18 protein-coding genes are annotated in these 22,600 nt (G+C 66.1%); 6 read left to right on the forward strand and 12 right to left on the reverse strand.

Annotation, left to right across the window (positions count from 1 at the left end; all coding sequences use genetic code 11):
- The first annotated feature begins 27 nt into the window (after window positions 1-27).
- The 3 genes from DW2_RS06380 to DW2_RS06390 all read left to right on the forward strand — a co-directional run bounded on the left by DW2_RS06380 (window position 28) and on the right by DW2_RS06390 (window position 2,470).
- Entirely contained in the window at window positions 28-294 is a 267-nt protein-coding gene (locus DW2_RS06380) for a spike base protein, RCAP_Rcc01079 family (RefSeq protein ID WP_038144697.1), read from the forward strand.
- On the forward strand, window positions 294-1,049 hold the full coding sequence (locus tag DW2_RS06385; protein WP_038144699.1) for a hypothetical protein: 756 nt from the start codon (window positions 294-296) through the stop codon (window positions 1,047-1,049). Before DW2_RS06380 ends, DW2_RS06385 begins: the two co-directional genes overlap by 1 nt.
- 152 nt (window positions 1,050-1,201) lie before the next feature.
- Complete coding sequence (locus DW2_RS06390) at window positions 1,202-2,470, forward strand: glycosyltransferase family 4 protein (RefSeq protein ID WP_051855536.1); 1,269 nt, start codon at window positions 1,202-1,204, stop codon at window positions 2,468-2,470.
- 1,185 nt (window positions 2,471-3,655) lie between these two features.
- Here DW2_RS06390 and DW2_RS19345 read toward each other — a convergent pair.
- From DW2_RS19345 to DW2_RS06420, 5 genes are all read right to left on the reverse strand, one after another.
- Window positions 3,656-4,714 (reverse strand): polysaccharide pyruvyl transferase family protein, encoded by a 1,059-nt coding sequence (locus DW2_RS19345; protein ID WP_081874883.1) that lies wholly within the window; start codon window positions 4,712-4,714, stop codon window positions 3,656-3,658.
- Between the two features lie 2 nt (window positions 4,715-4,716).
- Window positions 4,717-5,976 (reverse strand): lipopolysaccharide biosynthesis protein, encoded by a 1,260-nt coding sequence (locus DW2_RS06405; RefSeq protein WP_038144703.1) that lies wholly within the window; start codon window positions 5,974-5,976, stop codon window positions 4,717-4,719.
- Window positions 5,973-6,872 (reverse strand): sulfotransferase family protein, encoded by a 900-nt coding sequence (locus tag DW2_RS06410; RefSeq protein ID WP_038144705.1) that lies wholly within the window; start codon window positions 6,870-6,872, stop codon window positions 5,973-5,975. The genes DW2_RS06405 and DW2_RS06410 overlap by 4 nt, the downstream gene beginning before the upstream one ends.
- Before the next feature lie 12 nt (window positions 6,873-6,884).
- Window positions 6,885-8,222 (reverse strand): polysaccharide biosynthesis/export family protein, encoded by a 1,338-nt coding sequence (locus tag DW2_RS06415; protein WP_238321274.1) that lies wholly within the window; start codon window positions 8,220-8,222, stop codon window positions 6,885-6,887.
- An 82-nt stretch (window positions 8,223-8,304) separates the two neighbouring features.
- Entirely contained in the window at window positions 8,305-8,922 is a 618-nt protein-coding gene (locus DW2_RS06420) for a sugar transferase (RefSeq protein WP_156102906.1), read from the reverse strand.
- A 294-nt stretch (window positions 8,923-9,216) separates the two neighbouring features.
- Between DW2_RS06420 and DW2_RS06425 the strand changes: the two genes are divergently transcribed.
- From DW2_RS06425 to DW2_RS06435, 3 genes are all read left to right on the forward strand, one after another.
- Entirely contained in the window at window positions 9,217-11,292 is a 2,076-nt protein-coding gene (locus DW2_RS06425) for a GumC family protein (RefSeq protein ID WP_051855539.1), read from the forward strand.
- Window positions 11,293-11,357: 65 nt separating this feature from the next.
- Window positions 11,358-12,371: an SDR family NAD(P)-dependent oxidoreductase gene (locus DW2_RS06430; RefSeq protein WP_038144707.1), complete on the forward strand. Its 1,014-nt coding sequence runs from the start codon at window positions 11,358-11,360 to the stop codon at window positions 12,369-12,371.
- Window positions 12,372-12,449: 78 nt separating this feature from the next.
- Complete coding sequence (locus DW2_RS06435) at window positions 12,450-13,628, forward strand: MFS transporter (RefSeq protein WP_038144709.1); 1,179 nt, start codon at window positions 12,450-12,452, stop codon at window positions 13,626-13,628.
- Here DW2_RS06435 and DW2_RS06440 read toward each other — a convergent pair.
- The 7 genes from DW2_RS06440 to ectA form a co-directional block, all read right to left on the reverse strand.
- Window positions 13,625-15,907, reverse strand: coding sequence for an FdhF/YdeP family oxidoreductase (locus DW2_RS06440; protein WP_038144711.1), 2,283 nt, complete (start codon window positions 15,905-15,907; stop codon window positions 13,625-13,627). The genes DW2_RS06435 and DW2_RS06440 overlap by 4 nt on opposite strands.
- Window positions 15,908-16,082: 175 nt before the next feature.
- A complete protein-coding gene (gene cydB, locus DW2_RS06445; protein WP_038144712.1) occupies window positions 16,083-17,096 on the reverse strand; it encodes a cytochrome d ubiquinol oxidase subunit II in 1,014 nt (337 codons plus the stop codon).
- A complete protein-coding gene (locus DW2_RS06450) occupies window positions 17,093-18,508 on the reverse strand; it encodes a cytochrome ubiquinol oxidase subunit I (RefSeq protein WP_038144713.1) in 1,416 nt (471 codons plus the stop codon). The genes cydB and DW2_RS06450 overlap by 4 nt, the downstream gene beginning before the upstream one ends.
- 168 nt (window positions 18,509-18,676) lie before the next feature.
- Entirely contained in the window at window positions 18,677-20,107 is a 1,431-nt protein-coding gene (locus DW2_RS06455) for an aspartate kinase (protein WP_038144715.1), read from the reverse strand.
- A 10-nt stretch (window positions 20,108-20,117) separates the two neighbouring features.
- A complete protein-coding gene (locus DW2_RS06460; protein WP_038144719.1) occupies window positions 20,118-20,519 on the reverse strand; it encodes an ectoine synthase in 402 nt (133 codons plus the stop codon).
- A 60-nt stretch (window positions 20,520-20,579) separates the two neighbouring features.
- Window positions 20,580-21,866 (reverse strand): diaminobutyrate--2-oxoglutarate transaminase, encoded by a 1,287-nt coding sequence (gene ectB / locus DW2_RS06465; RefSeq protein ID WP_038144721.1) that lies wholly within the window; start codon window positions 21,864-21,866, stop codon window positions 20,580-20,582.
- Window positions 21,867-21,912: 46 nt separating this feature from the next.
- On the reverse strand, window positions 21,913-22,443 hold the full coding sequence (gene ectA / locus DW2_RS06470) for a diaminobutyrate acetyltransferase (protein ID WP_238321275.1): 531 nt from the start codon (window positions 22,441-22,443) through the stop codon (window positions 21,913-21,915).
- Between the last annotated feature and the right edge of the window lie 157 nt (window positions 22,444-22,600).

A 22,600-nucleotide genomic window follows, 5' to 3' on the forward strand; every position in this document is an offset into this window, starting at 1 on the left:
TACCCCAATCACGACGCGGAGACACCGATGACGAACCCGTTCCACAATCGCACCCCTTCCCTCTCCGGCCCGGCCCTCGACATCGTGCCCGTGACCCCCGACGACGCGACCGATCTCGCGACCGTCGCGGTCGCGCTCTACATCGAGACCGCCGGCACGCTCAGCTTCACCACGGCGCAGGGCAATGCCCGAACGATTTCGGTCAGCGATTTCGCGATCCTGCCGGTGGGCGCGCAGCGCGTGCACGCGACCGGAACCACCGCGACCGGCATCCATGCCCTGACGGTGGTCTGATGTTCGGGCTCGGTTTCTCGACGGTCACGCTCGCGCAGCGCCCGCACGTCACGCACTGGTCGCCCGAAGCGCTCGCGCCGATCGCCTGGTACGACCCTTCGGACCGAACCACCCTCTTTCAGGACGCGGAGATGACACAGCCGGTCAGCGCGGATGGGGACCCGGTCGCCGCGATGCGCGACAAGTCGGGGCACGGGCGCGACCTTGTCCAGAGCATCGCCACCCGTCGCCCCCTCTATCGCACCGACGGGACGCTGCACTGGCTGGACTATGACGGGGTCGACGACGCGCTCAGCGTGGCGCAGCTGCCCTTTACCACCGAGGCGACGGTCGGCCTTGCCTTCTCGGCCGCGAGCAATGCCTCCGGCTATCCGCCGATCCTGCGCAACGGGACCGCCGCGACCGACGGCTCCGGCCGGCAGCCGATGATCTATCTCGACGCCAGTGCACCCGATGTGATCAAGACATGGTGGGGCAATCGCGGCCTCGCCGTGACCATGCCTTCCGAGATCGTCGCCATGGGACCGCTGGCGCTGATCAGCGCGATCTCGGGCGGCGTGGCGACGCTCGAGGTCAACGGGGTCGGGGCGAGTACCACGGGCGTTTCGATGACCCACGACCCGGCCGGAAACTTCGCCCTCGGCCTCGCGGGATTTCAGGGACGGCTCTACGGCGCGGTGATCTGTGACAGGTCGCAGACACCGGAGGCGAACGCCGCGCTTGCCGCCTATCTGGCGACGGCCGCAGGGATCTGAGCCGGAGCGAGCATGAAAGGCCCCGGCACCAGCGCCCTCGGGGCCTTTTTCCATCCAAATACGAACATATCCCGCCCGGATCACACGTTTAGGTTGCTTTTGGCCGCGCGCCGCCCCACGCTTTTTCGGGGGGGGGTAGACAAAGGCGACGCATGGAGCTGCGAACGATCCTCGTGATCTCGGATTTTGCCGTGATGAACGGTGGACAGGCGAAGGTGGCGATCGACAGCGCGCGGCTGCTGGCCGAAGCCGGATACGAGGTGATCTTCTTCGCGGCCCTCGGCCCCGCCGATCCCGCGCTGATCCACCCCCGGATCCGGGTCGAACTGCTGGACCAGCCCGATATGCTCTCCGATCCGAACCGGCTGCGCGCGATGATCCGGGGGCTGTGGAACCGCAAGGCGCGGGCCCGGCTCGAAGCGGTGCTCGGCCGCTGCGATCCGGCACAAACCCTCATGCACTGCCACGGTTTCGCCAAGGCGCTCTCGCCCGCGATCGGCCCCGTGCTCACCCGCCCGGACTGGCGGGTCGTCTTCACGATGCACGAATATTTCCTCGCCTGCCCCAATGGCGGCTTCTACGACTACCGACGCGGCGAGATCTGCCACCGGCACCCGCTCGGCCCCGCCTGTCTTGCGAGCAATTGCGACATGCGCCGGGCCAGCCACAAGGCGTGGCGCGTCCTGCGCCAGATCGTGGCGCGCGGCCCGGGGCGATTGCCGGGCGGGCTGCGCGACGTGATCTTCATCTCGCAGACGCAGCGTCGGGTGATGGCGCCCTACCTTCCCCCGGGTGCCCGGCTGCACCATGTGCCCAACCCGATCACCCTGCCCGATCTTGAACCGGTGCGCGCCAGTGCGAACGACATCTTTCTCTTCGTCGGCCGGCTCTCGCCGGAAAAAGGTGCGGTGCAATTCGCCAAGGCCGCGCGGATCGGGGGGGTGCGGGCGCGCTTCGTCGGCGACGGTCCCGAAGCCGCAAAGATCCGAGCGCAGAACCCCGATGCCGAACTTGTCGGCTGGGTATCCCCGCAGACCGTGCAGGACGAGTTGTCCCGCGCAAGGGCTCTGGTCTTCCCGAGCCTCTGGTATGAAGGGCAACCCCTTGTGCCGCTCGAGGCGATGGCGCGCGGCGTTCCGGTGATCGCCGGGAACTGGAGCGCCGCTGCCGAAGCGGTCCGCCCCGGGGAGACCGGGCTTCTCTACGACCGGCCCGATGCCGAGACCTTGGCGCGGAGCCTCGTCGCGGCCCGCGGCCTTCCTGATTTCGATCCCGCTCCGCTGCAGGAGGAACTCTCGCCGGCGCGGCATCTCGCACGGCTGCTCGGGGTCTATCGCGAGATGGGCTTCGCTTTGCGGTGTGAAGCCGAGGGCAGGTCTTCGGAGAGCGGTGAGGCCATGCCGGAGGCAGCCTCATGCTGATCGCGCTCATCGCCTATGCGCTCTGCCTCATCGCGGGCGTCACAAGCCTCGCGCTTCTCTATCGGGCGGGGATGGTCACCGCTTTCACCATGCTTCTCTATCTCTGCGCGCTGCTCCTGCTGCGACCGCTTGTGATCTTCGCCGGGCTCGACCAGCCGCAACCCGCCAGCGCCTTCGAAGCCTTTCCTCTCGACGCCGCGACCGCACTTCTCGCCGGGGCGCTCTGGATCGGGGTGTTCCTTTTCGCGGCGCTTCTTTTCCGTGGGCTCGTGCCCAATCTCGGCCCCGCCTTGCTGCCGCGCCCGGTGAATGACCCGCCGACAGGCCGGCTCCGCCTCATCGCGGCGGGCGTCACGATCCTCGCCGCCGCGATCACCGGGGGGCTGGTGGTGCAGACCGGCTCGCTGGGCGCCTTCATCTTCAAGGTGAAGGTCGCGCGCGAGATGTCGGGCATGTTCCTCTTCCTGCACCTCGCCGTGCTTGCGATGATGCTGGGCCTCTACGGAGTGCTGCATGAGACGCGTCGCGCAACCACCGCTGCCGAACGCCGCGCGGCACTCGTTTTCTATATCCCCCTGCTGCTGCTCGCGATGGCGGTGAGCTTCGCCTGGGGCAACCGGGGCAATACCGCCTATATCCTGATCGCCGGGGCGCTGTCGTGGCACCTGTTCATCGCTCCGCTCAAGCCCGGCCGGGTGCTGGCCGGGGCGATGATCCTCTTCGTTGCGCTTTCGGCATTGGGGAGCCTGCGCGAAGCACGGCTCACCGCGCTCACGGGCACTCCCTATTCCGAACGCAGCGCCGCGCGCAGCCTGTCGAACTCGCTGCATCTGGCGGAATTCGACGCGCTCAGTCTCGCGATCAAGGATGCGGGTACGCGGTTCGAACTGCGCGGGGGCGAAGACTTCAAGAACGGCCTTCTCGCGATGGTGCCGCGCCAGATCCTGCCCGAGCGCGAGATCTTCAATGTCGGGAGCTGGTTCCGCCAAATCTATCAGCCCGGCAAGGTGAACGGCTGGCCGGTGACCGTGATCGGCGACTGGTTCGTGAATTTCGCCTGGATGGGCGTCCTCTTCGGCGCGGCGCTTTCGGGACTGGTCGCGGCGCTGTTCGACGCCGCCTATGCGCAGATCCGGCACCGCGCCTGGGATGCGGCCTTCACCCCCGCGCTCGGGCTCTTGATGTTCAAGGGCGGGATCGGAACGGGTTTCCCGCAGCAGATCGTGCTGACCCTGATCCCGCTGGCGCTGATCTCGCTGGCGCTGCGGCTGCGGGGGCGAACTGGGCGAGCCACGCGTCGATCTGCGCCTGAGGAAGCCTGATCCCTGGATCCCAAATCCCCGAAATGCGCGCCGCGATCTCGGCATTGGGGGCACTGCGGGGGATGACCGGCAACCCGGTGTCGCGGGCGATCTCGGTGGCGCGGTTGTCGATCGCGAGGATGAAGGCGCGCTGGCCCTTCTGCAGGGCCCGGATCCCGCCATGGAGCCGGTTGCCGACATAATCGATCGGCTGATCGCGCGCGAGAAGGGCGTCATAGGCGGCCAGCGTGGGCCCGAGGATCTCGGCGCGCCCTTGCGCGAAACCGCGCACGTATCCCGCATCGTCGATCCCCTGCGGCCAGAGATAGACCGTCTCGTAAAGCCCCGTGAGCAGATCGAGGATGCGCAGGTCGTCGGGCGAGGGCTGGCGCATCGTGAAGGTGGTGACGACCGCGCGGGCCTTCTCGCGCGGGATCGCCGCTAAATGCGCCGGCGTGAGCTGCCACATCGTCATGCAGGAGGTCACCACGACATTCTCGATCCCGGCCTTGGCCAGCATCTCGCCGGTATGGGTGTCGCGCACCGAATGCAGCGCGTCGCGCGACAGGAGCCGGCGCAACATCAGCTTCGTCATCGGGCTCGGATCGCTTTCATAACCGCGCCAGCCCGCGCCGAGCAGGACGAGCTTGTTCACCAATGCCATGTCGCGAAAGCCGACGCGCCAGCCCCGATCGAAGAGCAGATGCGAGGTCAGCAGGTTGCTGCCCCCCACGATCGCATGCTCGGCCTGCCGGATCAGGCGATGCGAGCGGATGCCCATCCGCTCATGGGTCGGAACCGTGGCGAGGAAATGATCGGGCAACGCGTGCTGGATCCAGCGCCGTGCGGCTTGGGAAATGATCTCGTCCCCGGCATTGCGCGTCGCGATCGCCGGATCGAGGAGCGCGACGGCACGGCGCGGGGCGAAAATTCCCTCCGGCATGCTCAGGTCCTCGCGTCGGGACGGCTTCCCAGAACGATATGGGAGAGCACCGGCAACTGGATCAGCGAGACGACGATGAGAGCCAGCGCCACACCTTCGAGGCCGCCGGTCAGCGCCCCGAGAGCACAGCCTGCGATCACCCCGATCGCCACCCAGAATCTCAGCCAGGCATGCACCGCGAACCGGCGCTGCGCGATGAGCGCGGTCTGCAGCCCCGCGACGGGCAGGCGGAGCGCAAGCACGACACACATCAGCACGAGGAGGAGCTCGTGCCCCGCATAGCCCTGCCCGAGCACGAGCCTCAAGAGGGGACCTCCAAGCAGCACCGCGAGCGAAACCCCGACCAGCCCGAGCAGGGCCAGAACACCGACGAAGCGCGTGGTGAGCTGGACGAAGCAGGAGGCGCGCCCCATCTGCCAGGCCCAGGCGAGACGCATCGTCATCGCGTGCCCGAGCGCCGCCGCGAAGGCCGTGCCCAGCACCAGGACATAGCCCACGGCCGTATAGATCCCCGCCAGCGGCAGAGACAGGAGCGCCCCCACGATCAGACGCGGCGCGCTGGTGCCGACCTCCGAGAGCAGGTTCGCAAGCCCCAGAGTGACGTTCTCGCGCGCCAGTCCTCGCAGATATCCGGGCCCGAACTCAGGGCGGAGCGAGACGAACTGTGCGGCGCGCCGCGCATCATGGCCCAGCGCGACGGCCCACCAGACCATGCCTTGTGCAGCGAGGGCGAGCGGCACCGATCCGCTCAAGACGAGGGTTACGCCGAAGCCCGCAAGCCCGCCGGCGCCGCGCAACAGCAATGACCAGGCGAGACAGTCAACCCGTCCCGCTTTCTGAAACACGCCGTAGAAGAGATCGCTCACCGACTCGCCGCCGCGCACGAGCGCCACCATTGCGAGCATAAGACCGAGCCGCGTGTCGTATACCGCGGTCACGGCCGCCGCTGTGAGAAGAAGAGTGAGTGCCGTGAGGGTCGTCACGCCGCGAAGGGCGAGGTAGATGCCGGTCCGTCTCAGCCCGGCGGGATCCGTCGCGAGCCCGAGGCGCAGACCGAAGCTGGCCGCGAGATAGACGATCGCGCTGCTCGAAACCGCGATCCCGTAGCGGCCCACGTCGGAAAGCGGCGCCAGATGCGCGAGCGCGACGATCACACCCGCTTGCGCGCACAGAAATCCCGCCTGCCCGATGACCGACCAGCGCAGATCCGCGCGCAACGAATTCATCGCCCATTGCGGCCATCTGCCGACGCTCCCGGTCATGCGACCGCCTCCCATGCGCTCAGGTCGAGGCCGAAGGCATCGGCCAGCGCCCGGTTGGCGGGGCGGAAGTCACGACGCAATTCGGTCAGGACCCTGCGCTCCTGCGCCGATGGCGCCGCGGGCGCGCGGGTGTTCACCCTTCGGTAGAGGGCGCGCAAATGCCGGTAAGCCGCACCGCGCGGCAGTGTCCCGCGAAGCGCGACGTTGATGCGCTGGAGGGCGCGGCTGCGCGGAACATAGCTCTGGTTCTCGGGGGCGAAATCGAACCCGTCGTAGAAGCCCGGATCGAGTCCGAGCCACTGCGCGATCTCTTCCATCGCCTCGCGGCTCTGTCGGGTCAGCCGCTCGAAGGTCATGACCTTCAACCGCTCCTCCCCCAACCGCGCCCGCCAGGGGGCGAGGTGATCGAGATACTGGGCGTTTCCGAGCGCCCGTTCGGCGAGTTCATTGCCGCCGAACCGCGCCCCTCCGCCCCGCAGGGCGTCGATGTAATCTGAAAAACTCATGTGGGGAGCAATCCAATTCCAATTATTCTGAAAATACCGGAAAATAGAAAAGATCTGCGCGGCGGGCTCGCGCAGGACGAACAGGCATTTCGGCGCTCCGGGCATGTCCGGGATCACCCGCAGCGCGGTCTTCGAATAGAGATAGTCCGGCGTCGCATCGAAGATGACGCGGGTCTCGGGGCGGGGGGGATCGAACGCGGTGCTCCAGCTTGCCATCCCGTTCGAGACGTGAAAATCGCGGCGATAGGTGTGGGTGCCGGGATCGGCGAGGAAACAGGTTTCCTTCTCGCGCGCGCCAAGCGCCTGAGGATGCGCGGCGAGCCAGCGATGCAACGTGGAGGTGCCGCATTTGGGCGCCCCCGCGATGAAGAAATTCGGCAACCACTCCATCCGCATCCCTCCTCAATCCGCGCTCTTGCTGATCGACCCCGAGAGCGCGCGCGGCACCAGCGCATTGACCACATTGCTCCAATGGGTCACCGGCTGGGCGGCCACGAAGACCACGTCGTCGGGACGCAGCTCGAACCGCGTCGCGAGCAGAAGCCCTGCGGCATTGCCCGTATCCAGATGCCAGGCGGTGACCCGGTCCGGAGCCGTGCGCGCAGCGCGAAGCACATAGATCTGGCGTGGATCGGCGAGTTGGGTGAAGACCCCGCCCGCCTCGTCGAAGAGCGCATCGGCCAGCATGGCCCTCTGGCCGAAGGGCAACGCGTAACGGCTCTGCTTCGGCAACTCCCCGGCCAGGTAGACGTGATCGCGCCGCTCCGCGCCCAGGTCGAGCCGCGCCGCGAAACTCTCGCGCTGGTCGCTCAGCTCCGCGCGGCGCATCTCGACCTGCGCGGCCAGCATCCGCGCCTGGCCTTCGCGATAGGTCCCGAGCTTGAGCTGCTGCTCGAAATAGGCCGCCGCCTTGTCGAGATCGTAGCCCGACCCCACGAAGACGCTGTCGCCCGGCGCAAGCTGGACGCGCTCCGCACCGGCACGCGACTGGATCTGCTCGAGCGGCACCTGATAGAGCGTGCCCTCGCGATGAAGCCGCACCAGCGCGTAGGCCGGATCGACATCGCGCACGCCGCCCGCCTCCGCCAGTGCCTCGTCGAGATAGAGCGGCGAGAGCCCGATCGTGATGACGCCGGGCGCCCCGACCGCACCGCCCACCGTGACCTTGCGCGAGCGGAACTCCGACAGTTCGAGCGAGAAATTCGGGTCGATATTCTTGTCGAGGAAATGCCGGAACAAGGTGGCCTCGGCCTCCTCCACGGTCTGGCCAGCGATCCGCGCCCGGCCGATCCCCGGCACCGAGATCGTCCCGTCATCCTGCACCGTGTAACCCTGCCGCGTGCTTTGCGCGGCGAGTAGCCCCGCGAGCTGCTCGACCGTTCCGCCGCTCTTCGGCGTGGCGAGCATCACCACATCCCCGACCCCGATCCGGTAGCTTTGCGCGGGCACGGGCGGCGGCAGGATCGTCGCGAGCCGGGCGGGCCGTGCCGGGCGATCGACGATCGGCGCAGGCGCCGCGGCGCGCAGGTCCTGGCGCGCCTGAGCGGTCTGCGAAAAATAGGCCGGCAAGGGGCGCGGCGTGTAGGGCTCGGCATTGGCCGCGCGCAGGCTTTGCGGGGTGATCTCGCGCAGCTCGACCTCACCCTGAGGGGTCTTGCCCGCCACCACCGCGCTCTTGTTGTAGATCACGCCGCAAGCAGACAAGGCGACCGCCATTGCCGCGATCAGGATCGGTGCCATCCGCATCTTTCTCCCCCCTGTTTCCGCTCGGCTCACCGGCGGCCCTCCCCGGCCTCTCCGTCCCCAATCATCGCGCGACCGCTCATCGCCCCGACCGGGCCGCGACCTCGCCCAGCGTGCGCCAGAGGATCGCGCAATCGAGCCGGAGCGAGCAGCGTTCGAAATAGGAAACGTCGAGCGCGACGCGCGTCTCGTAGGAGACCCCGTTGCGCCCCGAGACCTGCCAAAGTCCGGTGATACCGGGCGTCTGCGCCTCATAGATCGGGCGATGGCGCCCGTAGAGGGCCAGTTCCTCGTCCATCACCGGGCGTGGCCCGACGAGGCTCATCTCGCCGCGCAGCACGTTCCACAGCTGGGGCAGTTCATCGAGGCTCGTGCGTCGCAGGAAACGCCCCAAGCGGGTGATCCGCGGATCGCGATCGAGCTTGCGCCCGCAGGCCCAGTCGGCGGCGGCACGCGGATCGGCCCGCAGATGATCGGCAAGTCGCGCCTCGGCATCGGGCACCATCGTTCGCAGCTTCCAGCAGGTGAAGGGCCGCCCGTCGCGCCCGACCCGCCGATGCCCGAAAAAGCCGGCCCCGCCATCGGCACGCACGAGGAGCCAGAGCCCGAGGACGAGCAGCGCCAGCGGCGGCATCAGAAACGGCAGAAGCAGAAGATCGAACACGCGTTTGCCCCCGTCGCGGTAAGGGTACCGCATCGGGTGCGGCCTTGACGCACCGTCGGGAACAGGGGGAACGGCCTGAATGCGGAAGCCCCGCATATCGGACATGCTCATGAGCCAGACCTCGCTCAGAACACCCCTGCCCCACGGTAGCGAGCCCCGCCAGCACACCTCGCAAAATAGCTTCGGCAATGCTCACGGTTTCGTTACCCATTGCGAAATTCCGTGAGTTCGTCAACTATAAGTTGTTCGAGGGTAAGGATTTCCGCCCTGAATTGTTGCACTCGGCGCGGCAATCCACCCCGCCACAGACCCATTGGATAATCGCCCATGCGCAATGAGCCGATCGAGTCCCCCCGCTTCCGCACGCCGCAGAAAGACGACACCGTGGACACGCTCGCAATGCTGCGGCTCCTCCTGCGCGGCTGGCCGCAAATCCTCACGGCGCTCGCCGTCTGCCTCGCGGGAGGGCTGCTCTATCTCTTCGTTCTCGCCACCCCGCAATATGTGGCGCGCTCGACGGTGATCCTCGACCCGCGCAAGCCGCAACTGATCGACCTCGCCTCGGTGATCGGCGGGATGAGCGGCGAAGCGGACGAGCTCAACAGCGAGGTCGAGGTGCTGCGATCGCGCGGCTTGCTCAACAAGGTCGTGGACACACTCGACCTCGCGAGCGATCCCGAATTCAACCCGCGCCTCTCCGCACCCTCGCCCGTGGCGCGCCTGGTGGGAGCGATCCTTCCCGCCTCCGAGACGCCGAGCGCGCAGCAGCTGCGCGACAGCACCGTGACCACGCTCATCTCGCATCTTCGGGTACGCATCCTGCCGTCGAGCTATGTCTTTGAAATCGCGGTGCGATCGGAGGATCCGGAGAAAGCGGCGCGGATCTCGGACACGATCGCGCAACTCTATATCCGCGACCAGATCGAGGTGAAGTTCCAGGCCACCGAAGCCGCCACCGAATGGCTCACCGAGCGGGTCGGCACGCTCAAGCAAGATCTCGAGGCCGCCGAGGCGCGCCTCAAGGCCTTCGATGCCGAAAGCGCGCTCATCTCGCCCGTGACCCTCGGTGCGCTGGAAATGCAGCTGAAAGACATCCGCGATCGCCTCGGGCGCATCCGCCATCAGCGCGATGCCGGTGTGACCTATCTCGAGGCGCTCGCCGCGGCGCGGACGCCCGTGGACAGGCGCGCCGCGGCGGCCGATCCCGTGCTCGACCGGATCGCTCCCGCAGCCTCCACGGCGTTCGACGCGCGCTTCGCCGAAATCGTCGCGCAGGCGGAACAGGAAGTGACGCGCACCGAGGACCAGATCGCTGCGCTCGAGACCTCGGAACTCACGCTGCGCGAGCAGATTGCGCGGCAGAGCGAGGACATGATCGAGATCCAGCAGCTCACCCGCGAGGCCGAGGCAAGCCGGATGCTCTACGAATATTTCCTCAACCGCCTGAAGGAGACCTCGGCCCAGCAAGGCATCCAGCAGGCCGACAGCCGCGTGCTGTCCCAGGCGGTGATTCCCGAAACCCCCGCGAGCCCGCGCGCGGGCCTGGTATTGGGCCTGTGCCTCGCGCTCGGCCTGATCACGGGAGCGGCGCTGAGCGCCTGGCGCGAGCTGCGCAACTCGGCCTTCCGCACCGCGCGCGAACTCGAGGCGGCAAGCGGCACGCTCGTGATGGGGCAGATCCCGTTGATCAAGGCGCACGCGAAATCGGAGATGAAGGAGCGCCTCACCGCCCGACCCGCGAGCCCCGCGATGGAGGCGGTGCGCAACCTGCGCACCTCGCTGATGCTGTCGAATGTCGATGCGCCGCCGCAGGTGATCGTGACCACGTCGGCGCTGCCCGGCGAGGGCAAGACGACGACCGCGATCGCCCTTGCCGTCAATCTCGCGCTCTCGGGCAAGGCGGTGCTGCTCGTCGAAGGCGATATCCGCCGCAGGACGCTGAGCGAATACTTCCCTCAGGACGCGGGCGCGGCGGGGCTTTCCTCGGTGCTTTCCGGACAGATCCCGCTCGAAGAGGCGGTGCGCCGGGACGAGGCGAGCGGCCTTTCGCTTCTGATGGGGGACGAGGCTGCGGCCAATGCGGCCGATCTCTTCGCCTCCGCCGCCTATCGGCATTTCCTCGAAGCCGCGCGGGCCCATTACGACCATGTGATCATCGACACGCCGCCGGTTCTGGTCGTCCCCGATGCCCGGATTCAGGCGCAGGCCGCCGATGCGGTGCTGTTTGCGGTACGCTGGAACGTCACGACGCAAAGCCAGCTCGAAGATGCGCTGCACATGTTCACCTCGGTCAACCGCCCGGTCACCGGCCTCGTGCTGACCCAGATCGATCGCGCGAAGATGCGCCGCTACGCGTCCGAAGGCCCCGAGGCGCCCTATGGCAGCTATGCCGCCTATGGGTAAGATGGCTTGACCTCGCGCCGCCGCGCTCGCTACTGCGGGGGCGACGGGCAAGCAGAGGGCATATCATGACGCGCATCCTGATCACCGGCACCGCGGGCTTCATCGGCTATCACCTCGCGAAGCTTCTGCTGGCCGAGGGCTTTCGCGTCCACGGCTTCGACGGGATGACCGATTACTACGATGTCGCGCTCAAGCAGCGCCGACACGCGATGCTGCTCCAGGACCCGAACTTCTCCGCGACCGAGGCGATGCTCGAGGATCAGGAGGCTTTCGATGCGATGGCCGACGAGTTCCAGCCGGAGATCATCGTCCATCTCGCGGCGCAGGCAGGGGTGCGCTACAGCCTCGAACAGCCCCGCGCCTATATCGACGCCAACGTGGTCGGCACCTTCAACGTGATGGAGGCCGCGCGCCGCCACGAGGTCAAGCACCTGCTGATGGCCTCGACCTCTTCGGTCTATGGCGCGAACGAGGACATGCCTTACGCCGAGACCGACAAGGCCGACACGCAGCTGACGATCTATGCCGCGACGAAGAAGGCCACCGAGTCGATGGGCCATTCCTATGCCCATCTGTGGAACCTCCCCACCACCATGTTCCGCTTCTTCACGGTCTACGGTCCCTGGGGTCGGCCGGACATGGCGCTTTTCAAGTTCACCGACGCGATCCTCGATGGCCGCCCGATCGACATCTACAATCACGGCGAGATGTATCGCGACTTCACCTATGTCGACGATCTCGTGCGCGGTATCCGCCTGCTGATCGACGCCGTGCCCGAGCGGCCCGCCTCGCGCGACGAGATCGAGGAAGGCGACAGCCTCTCGCCGGTCGCGCCCTACCGGATCGTCAATATCGGCAATTCCGACAAGGTGAAGCTCCTCGATTTCGTCGAGGCGCTCGAGGCCGAGATCGGCCGCCCCGCGATCCGCAATTACATGGAGATGCAAAAGGGCGACGTGCCGGCGACCTGGGCCGACGCGTCGCTGCTCCACCGGCTCACCGGTTACCGGCCGCAGACCGACATTCGTGACGGTATCATGAAATTCGTGGCCTGGTTCCGGGACTATTACCGGAAATAGAGCCACCCCCCTTGCCGCGACGCAGCATGAGCCTAGATCGGGCCTCTGACGCTCACCCCGATGCTTCGGAGACCTCCCATGACGCTCAGCCCCCGCGACGCACGGGCCGTGATCCTTTCGCTCGCCCTCGGCACGTTCGGCATCGGCGTGATCGAATTCGCCTCGATGGGGCTCCTGCCCTATTACGCGCGCGATCTGGGCGTGAGCGAAGTGCGCGCGGGCCACGCGATCTCCGCCTATGCGATCGGGGTCGTGGTGGGCGCGCCTCTTCTCGCGGTGATCGGAGCGAAGATCCCGCGCAAGCAATTCCTGATCGGGCTGATGGCCTTTTACGCGGCAGCCAATCTCCTCGCCGGTTTCGCCCCCGACATGACGAGTTTCACGCTCGCACGCTTCGCCTCGGGCCTTCCCCACGGCGCCTATTTCGGCATGGCGATGCTGTTCGCCGCCGACCTGATGCCCGCGGGCAAACGCGCTCAGGGGATCGCCTGGGTGATCACCGGGCTCACCGTTGCCAATATCGTGGGCGTGCCGCTGGCCGGATCGCTGGGCCAGAATTTCGGCTGGAGATGGGGCTTCGCGATCGTCGCGGTGCTCTGCGGGCTCTCCGCGCTGATGATCTGGCGCACCGCCCCCGCCACCCCGCGCGATCCCGATGCGAGCCCGCTGCGCGAACTGGGCGCACTTGCGAACCGCTCGGTCTGGCTCACGCTCGGGGTGGGCGCGATCGGTTTCGGGGGGATCTTCGCGGTCTATTCCTACCTGTCCGCGGCGATGATCGACACCCATGCCGGCCCGGACTGGACCATCCCCGTCGCCCTCTCGGCCTTCGGGGTGGGCGGGACGCTGGGCAATGCGATCTCGGGCAAGCTCTCGGAATGGTCGCGCTTCGGGGCCGCTGCGATCCTGCTCATCGGCATGGGCGTGATGGCGCTGGCCTACACGCTGACCATCGGTGACTGGCGGGCGATGGCGGTCGCGATGGTCGCGCTCGGCTCCACCGCGGGGATGGTGATCCCGATGCAGATGCGGCTGATGGAGGTCGCAGGCGAGGCGCAGACGCTGGCGGCCGCCCTCAACCACGCCGCGTTCAACCTCGCCAATGCGATCGGCCCCTACCTCGCGGGGCTCGCCCTTGCGGCGGGCTATGGGTGGGAGGCGACCGGCTATGTCGGCGCGGGGCTGGCGGTGGCGGGGATGGTGGCCCTCGCCCTCGCCGTCCTCGATGCGCGCCGCGCCGAGCCGCTGCCGGCCTAGCTCGCCTTCTCGATCCGCACCGGCACCCCCTTGGAGCCGGGCGTCTTCGACAACTCGTCGTGCAGCTCGACCGGGATGAGCACGTTGCATTCGGGATAATACCCCCCGACCGTGCCGCGCGGCAGCTCGAAGGTGACGACGGTGAGGCCGTCGCGCCGGCGCGCCACCCCGTCATCCATGTCGCCATGGACCACGATCGGATCACCGTGCTCGAGCCCGAGTTCGGCCATGTCCATCTTGTTCATCAGAAGAACATCGCGCGTTCCCTCGATCCCGCGGAAGCGGTCCGAATAGCCGTAGATGGTGGTGTTGAACTGATCGTTCGAGCGCATCGTGATCATCCGGAAGCGCCCCGGCTTGTCCTCGAAGCCCAGAGCATTGAGCCGATCGGGCGTGGTGAATTCGAGCTTGCCGCTCTCGGTCTTCCAGACGCGGTGATGGGCGGGGTTGCCGCGCCAGAACCCGCCGGGCTGGTTCATCCGTTCGTTGTAGTCGCGGAAATCGTCGGGATAGGTCGCCTCGATGAGGTCGCGGACCTTCGAGTAATCCTTCACCCACGCCCTCCACTGCAATCTGGGGTTCGGCTCGCACGCCGCCTCGGCGATACGGCAGGTGATCTCGAGTTCCGATTTCACCTGATCCGAGACCGCCGGATGCTTGCCCAGCGACCCGTGGATCATCGAGAAACTGTCCTCGATCGACACATACTGGTTGCCGGTCTCCTGCTCGTCGATCTCGGAGCGGCTCAGGCAGGGCAGGATGAAGGCCGTCTCGCCGGGATAGAGATGCGAGCGGTTGAGCTTGGTCGAGATCATCACCGTGAGCTTCTGGTTGGGCCAGCTTTCCTCGACCCGCGCGGTGTCGGGCAGCGCGCGCACGAGATTGCCCCCGAGCGAGAAGGTCGCGGCGATCCGGCCCTGCATCATCGCCTGGGTCGCCTCGACGATGTGATAGCCATCCTCTTGCGGCGGCTCGAAGCCGAAGAGCTCCCGCAGCTTGTCCATCGGGATCAGCTTGGTCTTCTCGGCGATGCCCACCGTGCGCTGGCCCTGCACGTTCGAGTGACCGCGCACCGGGCAGCAGCCCGCGCCCTTGCGCCCGATATTGCCGCGCAGCGCCAGGAAATTCACCAGCATCCCGATATTCGTCGCGCCATGCACATGCTGGGTGAGCCCCATGCCATAGACACCGATCACGCGCTCGGCCTTCATGTAGACGTCGGCCGCGTCGCGCAGATCGGCTTCGGACAGGCCGCATTCCTCGCAGATGGCCTCCCAGGAAGTGCCGCGACAGAAGGCGAGAAACTCCTCGTAATTGGCCGAATGCTCGCGCAGGAAGTCCCAGTCGATCACCGGCGCGCGCCCTTGCGCCTGCGCCTTGTCGTCGGCCTCGATGACCGCCTTGCAAAGCCCGGTGAGCGCGGCGATGTCCGACCCGGCGCGAAGCTGGTGATACTGGTCCGAGATCTTGGTCTCGTTCCCGGTGAGCATGTCTTGCAGGTTCTGCGGGTTCACGAAGCTCACCAGCCCCTGCTCCTTCACCGGATTGAAGGTGACGATCTTAGCGCCACGCTCCTTGGCCTCCTGCAGCGGATGCAGGAAACGGGGCGAATTCGTGCCCGGGTTCTGACCGAAGAAGAAGTAGCAATCGGTTTCCTGAAGGTCTTCCCAGATGATCGTGCCGACCGGCGAGCCGATGACCTTCTTGAGACCCACCGAGGTGGTCTCGTGGCACATGTTCGAGCTTTGCGGGAGGTTGTTGTTGCCATAGGCCCGCGCCAGCAGCGCCCAGAGATAGGAGGCCTCGAGCCCGGCATGGCCGGAGGAGTAGAACACGACGTCCTTGCGCGGCAGCGTCTTCAGGATCGAGCCGATCTCGGCGAAGGCCTCGTCCCAACCGACCTCGACATAACGATCCGCATCGGCGTCGTAGCGCAGCGGCGCGGTCAGGCGCCCGGTCTTTTCCAGATCGTGGTCGGTCCAGTCGCGCAATTCGCTGACCGTGTGGTCATCCCAGAAGGCCGGCGTGCAGCGCGCCTTGGTCATCTCCCACAAGGTCGCCTTGGCGCCGTTCTCGCAGAATTCGAAAGGATGGTAATTGGCAGGCTTCGGGAAAGCGCAGGAGGCGCACATGTAGCCGCCCGGCTTGTTCTGGCGCTCGAGGGTGCGGATCACGTCGAGCGAAGGCCAGCTCTCGCCGTAAATCCGGGTGATGCCCTTCAGCGAACCCCAGCCGCCCGAGGGTCCGCTCTCCTTGGGAAGGTCGTCGATCTTGGTCATGGTGCAGGTCTCCTTCGGGTCTGACCCGCACCGGGTTTGGCGCACATATCGCAGACGCGCGCTGGCCTGTCTGTCCGGCAAGAAATTTCCGGAGAGAGGCCCTGCAGGAACCGACGCGGGTACTGGGTCACATCAGGGCAACCGGCTCTGACCCGCGCAGGTTCCGGGACCTCGCTTAGTAGTGATCTCCGTGCTCGGTCACCTTGCCGCGGAAGACGTAATAGGCATAGGCGGTATAGCCGAGGATGATCGGCAGGAAGATCACCGCACCCACGAGGATGAAGCCCTGCGAGGACGCCGAGGTCGCAGCCTCGCGGATCGTGATCGACATCGGGACGATATAGGGGAAGATCGAGATCCCGAGCCCCGCGAAGCACAGCACGAAGATGGCGATGCCCGAGAGATAGGCGAGCAGCCCCCGATCCGACCGGATACCGCGCCAGTAGCCGATGCCGGCGGCGAGCAGCAGCAGCGGCACCACGGCGCTCAGCGTGATCCCGGGCCAGACGAACCAGCGGCGGAAATATTCCGGATGCAGGAAGGGCGTCGCGATCGAGGCGAGACCGATGAACCCGAGCGTCGCGAGAAGCGCCACCTGACCGATGCGGCGCGCCCGATCATAGAGTTCGCCGCTCGTCTTGAGCACCAGCCAGGCCGCGCCCAGCATCACATAGCCCGCCACCAGCGCCAGCGCCGTGCCGAGGCTGAAGGGCCCCACCCAGTCCAGTGGCCCGCCGGTGAAGGCGCGCCCCGTCACTTCCGGCCCGCGCAGCAACCCGCCGAGAACCGCGCCCTGCGCCAGCGTCGCGACCAGCGAACCGCCGAAGAAGGCCTTGTCCCAGAGAGGTCTCCAGCGCTGTGTCTTGCCGCGGAACTCGAACGCCACCCCGCGGAAGGCGAGCGCCAGAAGCATGACGATGATCGGCACGTAGAGCGCGTTGAGAATGACCCCATAGGCCAGCGGGAAGACCGCAAGCAACCCGCCGCCGCCCATCACGAGCCAGGTCTCGTTGCCGTCCCAGACCGGCGCGACCGAATTCATCGCGCGCGTTCGTTCGTCATCCGAGCCGAGGAACGGAAAGAGGATGCCGACCCCGAGGTCGAACCCGTCGAGCACGACATAGGTGAGAACGGCAAAGGCGAGGATCGCGGCCCAGATATCGGGCAGGTACGGGGCGAGCGCGTTCATGGGTGGGCCTCCTCTTTCTCCGTCGTGACCTCGTCAAGCACGGGCGAGGCCAGCCCCGCGGCGCGCTGCGGTGTATTCTCGACCGGTTCCGCCGCCTCGGGCCCGCGCCTCATCAGGCGACCGAGATAGAAGATCCCCGAGCCGAACAGGAAGGCATAGACCAGCACGAAACCGATCAGCGCCGCCCAGGCCGCGCCCTGGCTGAGATTGGACACCGACTGCGCGGTGGTGAAATGTCCGTAGATCGTGAAGGGCTGGCGGCCGAATTCGGTCGTGAACCACCCCATGATGATCGCGAGGAAACCGCCCGGCGCGAAGACCAGCGCCACCGTATGGAACAGCCGCGCCTCGTGCAGGCGTTTTCGCCACATCAGCCAGCCCCCCCAGAGGCCGATCGCGGCAAAGGCGAAACCGAGCCCGACCATGACCCGGAAGGTCCAGAACACGATCCCCATCGTCGGCCGCTCGCTTTTCGGGAAATCGCCCAGCCCCGGAACCTCGCCGTCAAGCGAATGGGTCAGGATGAGCGAGGACGCGTAGGGGATCTCGACCTTGTAATTCGTTTGCTCCTTGGCATCGTTCGGCAGGCCGAACAGGATCAGCCCCGCGCCCTTCTCGGTCTTCCAGTGTCCTTCGATCGCGGCGATCTTCGCGGGCTGGTGTTCGAGCGTGTTGAGCCCGTGCTGATCGCCCGCGAGGATCTGGATCGGCGCGGTCACGAGGATCATCCCCACCGCCATGCGCAGCATCACCCGCACCGCCTCGTCCTTGGTGCCGCGCAGATGGTGCCAGGCTGCCACGCCCGCAACGACAAGCGCCGTCGTCAGGTAGGCCGCGAGAACCATATGCACGAAGCGGTAGGGCAGAGACGGGTTGAAGATGATCTGCAGCCAGTCCTTCGGGATGAACTGCCCGACATCGTTCATCGCGAACCCCGTGGGCGTCTGCATCCAGCTGTTCACCGACAGGATCCAGAAGGCCGAGATCAGCGTCCCGATCGCGACCATCAGGACCGAGAAGAAGTAGATCGAGGGTTTCACCCGGCCCCGGCCGAACAGCATGATCCCGAGGAAACCCGCCTCGAGGAAGAAGGCGGTCATCACCTCGTATCCCATCAGCGGCCCGATCACCGGGCCCGCCTTGTCGGAAAACGCCGCCCAGTTCAGCCCGAACTCGTAGGACATCACGACACCCGACACGACGCCCATGCCGAAGACGACAGCGAAGATGTGCTTCCAGAATTCGAAGAGCCGGAGATAGACATCGCGCCCGGTGAGCATCCGCATCCCCTCGAGCACGGCGAGATAGCTCGCGGTGCCGATCGAGAAGGCCGGGAAGACGATATGCGCCGAGACGACGAAGGCGAATTGCGCCCGCGCCAGATCGAGGGTGGGAATGTCGAAGATACTCATCGCGATCCGCCTGTCTGCGTTTCCTGAGGGGCGAGCTAGATCTCTCCCGGATTACGGCAAGCGCGGCGCCATGGTCATGTTGTCACACTGTGGCGGCTTGTCGCAGACCCAATGAGAAAAGCCCGCACGGGGTTCCGCACGGGCTTTTCATCGGTGTTGTCTGACGTTTCACGCGGCCTGCTTGAGGCCCACCTCGTCGGACATGAACTCGTCATGCAGCGCCTTGATGACGGGCGCGAGATCGTCGCGTTCGAGGACGAACTGGACATCGACATTGCGCGGGCCCTGGGTCGCGCCGAGGCTCTCCATCCCCGCGGCGGCGATCGCCTGAAGACCGCGGGTGAGCACCGACAGCCCCTTGAGATCGCGCCCGATGACCGACGCCATCGCGAGCATCCGCGCCGAGATCTGCGCCGAGGGGTAGAGCTTGTTCAGGTCGCGCTCGACCCGTTCGAGCACGTTGATCGGTGCATCGACATAATGCGTGATCGTGTTCGCGTTCGAGGCCTTCGAGATGATGCGCACCTTGTGGCGCGTGAGCACCTCGAGGATCGCGGCGTCGTAGCCCTTCACGCCGACCATGTCCTGTTCGAACACTTCGAGCGCGATGATGTCGAGGCCGGTCACGATCTCGACCGCGGCCTTCTCGGCCGGCTTGTCGTCGATCAGCGTCCCCGGATCGCCCGGGTCGAAGGCGTTCGTCACGCGCAGCGGCACATCGGCCTGACGCAGGGTCTTGGCGGCTTTCGGGTGGATCGCCTCCATCCCCATATTCGAGAGCTGGTCGGCGACGTCGTAATTCGTGTGACCGAGCTTGCGCACCTTGCCCTCGCCCACCAGCTTCGGATCGGCCGAGGAGAGGTGGAACTCCTTGTGGATGATCGCCTCGCGCGCGCCGGTCAGCGCCGCCATGCGCGAGAAGGTCACCTCGGAATAGCCGCGGTCGAATTCACGCATCAGACCTTCGGCGCATTGCGCATAGCCGGTCACGATCGGCATCTCGCTCGCCGGATCGACATCCTTCATCGCGGTCCGGATGCGCGAGTCCAGATCGTGGACGGTCTCGTCGCGCCAGCCCGACAGATCGACGAGCCGCGCATTGACGCCGGAGCGCTGCAGCAGGAGCGTGGTGACGAAGGCGGAATGCGCCTCGCCCAGCCCCGAGAGCAGTTCGCGGATCTGCAGCATGTGCTCGGAAAGGCGGAAATGCCCGTAGGAGCAGAGGCGCTGCAGGTCGATCAGGCAATTGCGCGCGCCCTCGATGCGTTCGCGCACGAATTCGGTCGCCTGCGCGATGTCGCCGGGATGGGTGAGGACCTTCTCATGGGCCTCGATCATCGCGTTCGACACCCGGGTGAGCGAGTCATGCCAGCCGTGATCGCTGTCGGCCTTGGCGAATTGCGCGTAGACCCCGGCATCGCCCGACTTCTTGTGCTCGAGCAGGAGGTTGGTGATGCCGCCGAAGGCGGAGACGACGAAGATCCGGTTGTAGAGATCGCCGTCCTTGCGGTCGCCGATGAAGAGCGTATCGAGCAACTCATCGACGCGGCTCATCGAGGTGCCGCCGATCTTCTCGACGGTATGGTTCTGGTGGGTCATGTCGGCCCCCTCAGGCTTGCTCCAGTTCGTCGGCGGGCGCGTAGGATCCATCCTCGCGATGGACTTCCTTGCCCGTCACCGGCGGGTTGAAGCAGCAGGCCATGACGAGATCCTCGTCGCCCGCGACAAGACGGTGATGGTCGTGCTCGTTGAGCGCATACATCACGCCGGGCTTGATCTCGTGCGTGGTGCCGTTGTCGAGCTCGGTGATCTGGCCATTGCCCGAGATGCAGTAGACGCTCTCGAAATGGTGCTTGTAGTGGAAGGTGTGATCCGAGCCGGCCTTCAGCGTGGTGATGTGGAAGCTGAAGCCCATGTTGTCATCGGCCAGCAGCATCCGCACGCTGGTCCATTGCTCGTTGGAAACGGCGCGGTTCGTGTTTTTCAGCTCGTTGAAGTCGCGAACGATCATTGTCGTCCTCCGTATCTGTCTATGTGTCTGTCAGTCGCTCGGGGGGCCGTGAGCGGCGGATTACTCCGCCGCGATCCGGGTCCCGTCCGCCAGCACTTCCGAGGTGGCCTCGCGCAGGATCTCGAGACCCTTGCGGAACGTCTCCATCGGGGTGGTGAGCGGCGCGAGCACCTTCACGACCTGGTCCTCGTTGCCCGAGGTCTCGATCACGAGCCCTTTCTCGAAGCACAGGCCGCAGATTTTCGAGGCAAGCTCGCCGGTGCCGACATCGACACCCTGCATCAGGCCGCGGCCTTTCAGGAACGCGCCCGGAACCAGATCGGCAACGGCGGCCAGACCTTCGCGCAGAACGTCGGATTTCACCGCCAGTTCACGCTGGAACTGATCGTCGGCCCAGAATTTCTCGATCGCCACTTTCGCGGTCACGAAGGCATGGGTGTTGCCGCGGAAGGTGCCGTTATGCTCGGCCGGGCCGAACACGTCGTAATCAGGACGCACGAGCACCAGCGCCATCGGCAGACCGAAGCCCGAGATCGACTTCGCCTGGGTCACGACATCCGGCATCACGTCCATCTCCTCGAAGGAGAAGAAGGTGCCGGTGCGGCCGCAGCCGGCCTGGATATCGTCGATGATGAAGAGCGCGCCATGCTTGCGGGCAATCTTCTCGACACCTTGGATGAACTCGGGGCTGGCGGCATTCAGACCGCCTTCGCCCTGAACGGTTTCGAGCATGATCGCCGCCGGCGCGTCGATCCCGCCCGAGGCGTCGGACAGCATCTGGTCGAGCAGCGCGACCGAGTCCACGCCATCGGCATAGGCGTCATAGGGCATGCGGGTCACGCCTTGCGTGTCCATGCCCGCGCCGCCCCGGTGATAGCCGTTGCCGGTCGCCGAGAGCGCGCCCATCGTGACGCCGTGGAAACCGTTGGTGAAGGCGATGATGTTGGTGCGCCCGGTGGCCTTGCGCGCGATCTTCATCGCCGCCTCGACGGCATTCGCACCGGTCGGGCCCACGAACATCAGCTTGTGATCCATGCCGCGCGGGGCGAGGATATGCTCCTCGAAGGCGCGCAGGAACTCGGCCTTGCTGTCGGTATGCAGATCGAGCGCGTGCCCCATCTTGTTTTCGAGCAGATGGTTGATCAGCGCCTCTTTCATGTCCGGATCGTTATGCCCGTAGTTGAGCGACGAGCAGCCGGCGAGAAAGTCGATATAGGTGCGGCCCTCGGCATCGGTCAGTTCCGAGCCCTGGGCGGTGGTGAACACGGTATCGAACCCGCGGCAATAGGAGCGCGCTTCGGATTCGCGTTGGGTGAAGATGGTCTTGTCCGCGGTTTGAGCGGTCATGTGAAACTCCGTGGGATTGGGGAAAGGAAGGGCGGCGCGGGCCGGATCAGGCCGCCGCGCGTGCCTCTTCGGGAAAGGTGATGGTGACCATGTGCTCGGTCGCGGCGTGACCGTCGAAATGGTCTTCCTCGTGGAAGTGGGGTTCGTCGGACAGCTCGCCGCCGAGCGAGCGGGCGAAGGACCGGAAGAGCGCCCAGCTGGCCTCGTTGCTCTTGGTGATCGTGGTCTTGAGGCGCGTGCACTCCACCGCCTCCTCGCGGTCGATGAGATGGCGCAGCATGCGCTTGCCGAGACCGAGGCCGCGCGCCTCGGGCGCGACCGCGACCTGCCAGATGAAGAAGGTTTCGGGCTCGGAAGGGGCGATGTAACCCGAGATCCAGCCGAGGACCTGACCGTCACGCTCAACGAGCACGCAGGTATCCGCGAAGTGATCGCATTGCAGGAGGTTGCAATACATCGAATTCTCATCAAGCGGCTTGCAGCGGCGGATCAGCTTCCAGATCTCGCTCCCGTCTTCGGACTCCGGCTTGCGGAACACCAGATCGGACCCTTTCTTGATCGACTCGATTTTCGACACGATTCCTGTCCTTTCGTTTGCTTCGGCAACCTAAGTAGTTTATCGAAGGCAAAATTTCAATAACCTAACTACCAATGGGCGAGTTTGTTCCGAAAAGCTCTTAAAATAAGGTTACTACGCCCTATATAACATTAGCATGACGAAGCGTAATGGCATA

This window comes from Thioclava atlantica (assembly GCF_000737065.1).
GTDB lineage: Bacteria > Pseudomonadota > Alphaproteobacteria > Rhodobacterales > Rhodobacteraceae > Thioclava > Thioclava atlantica.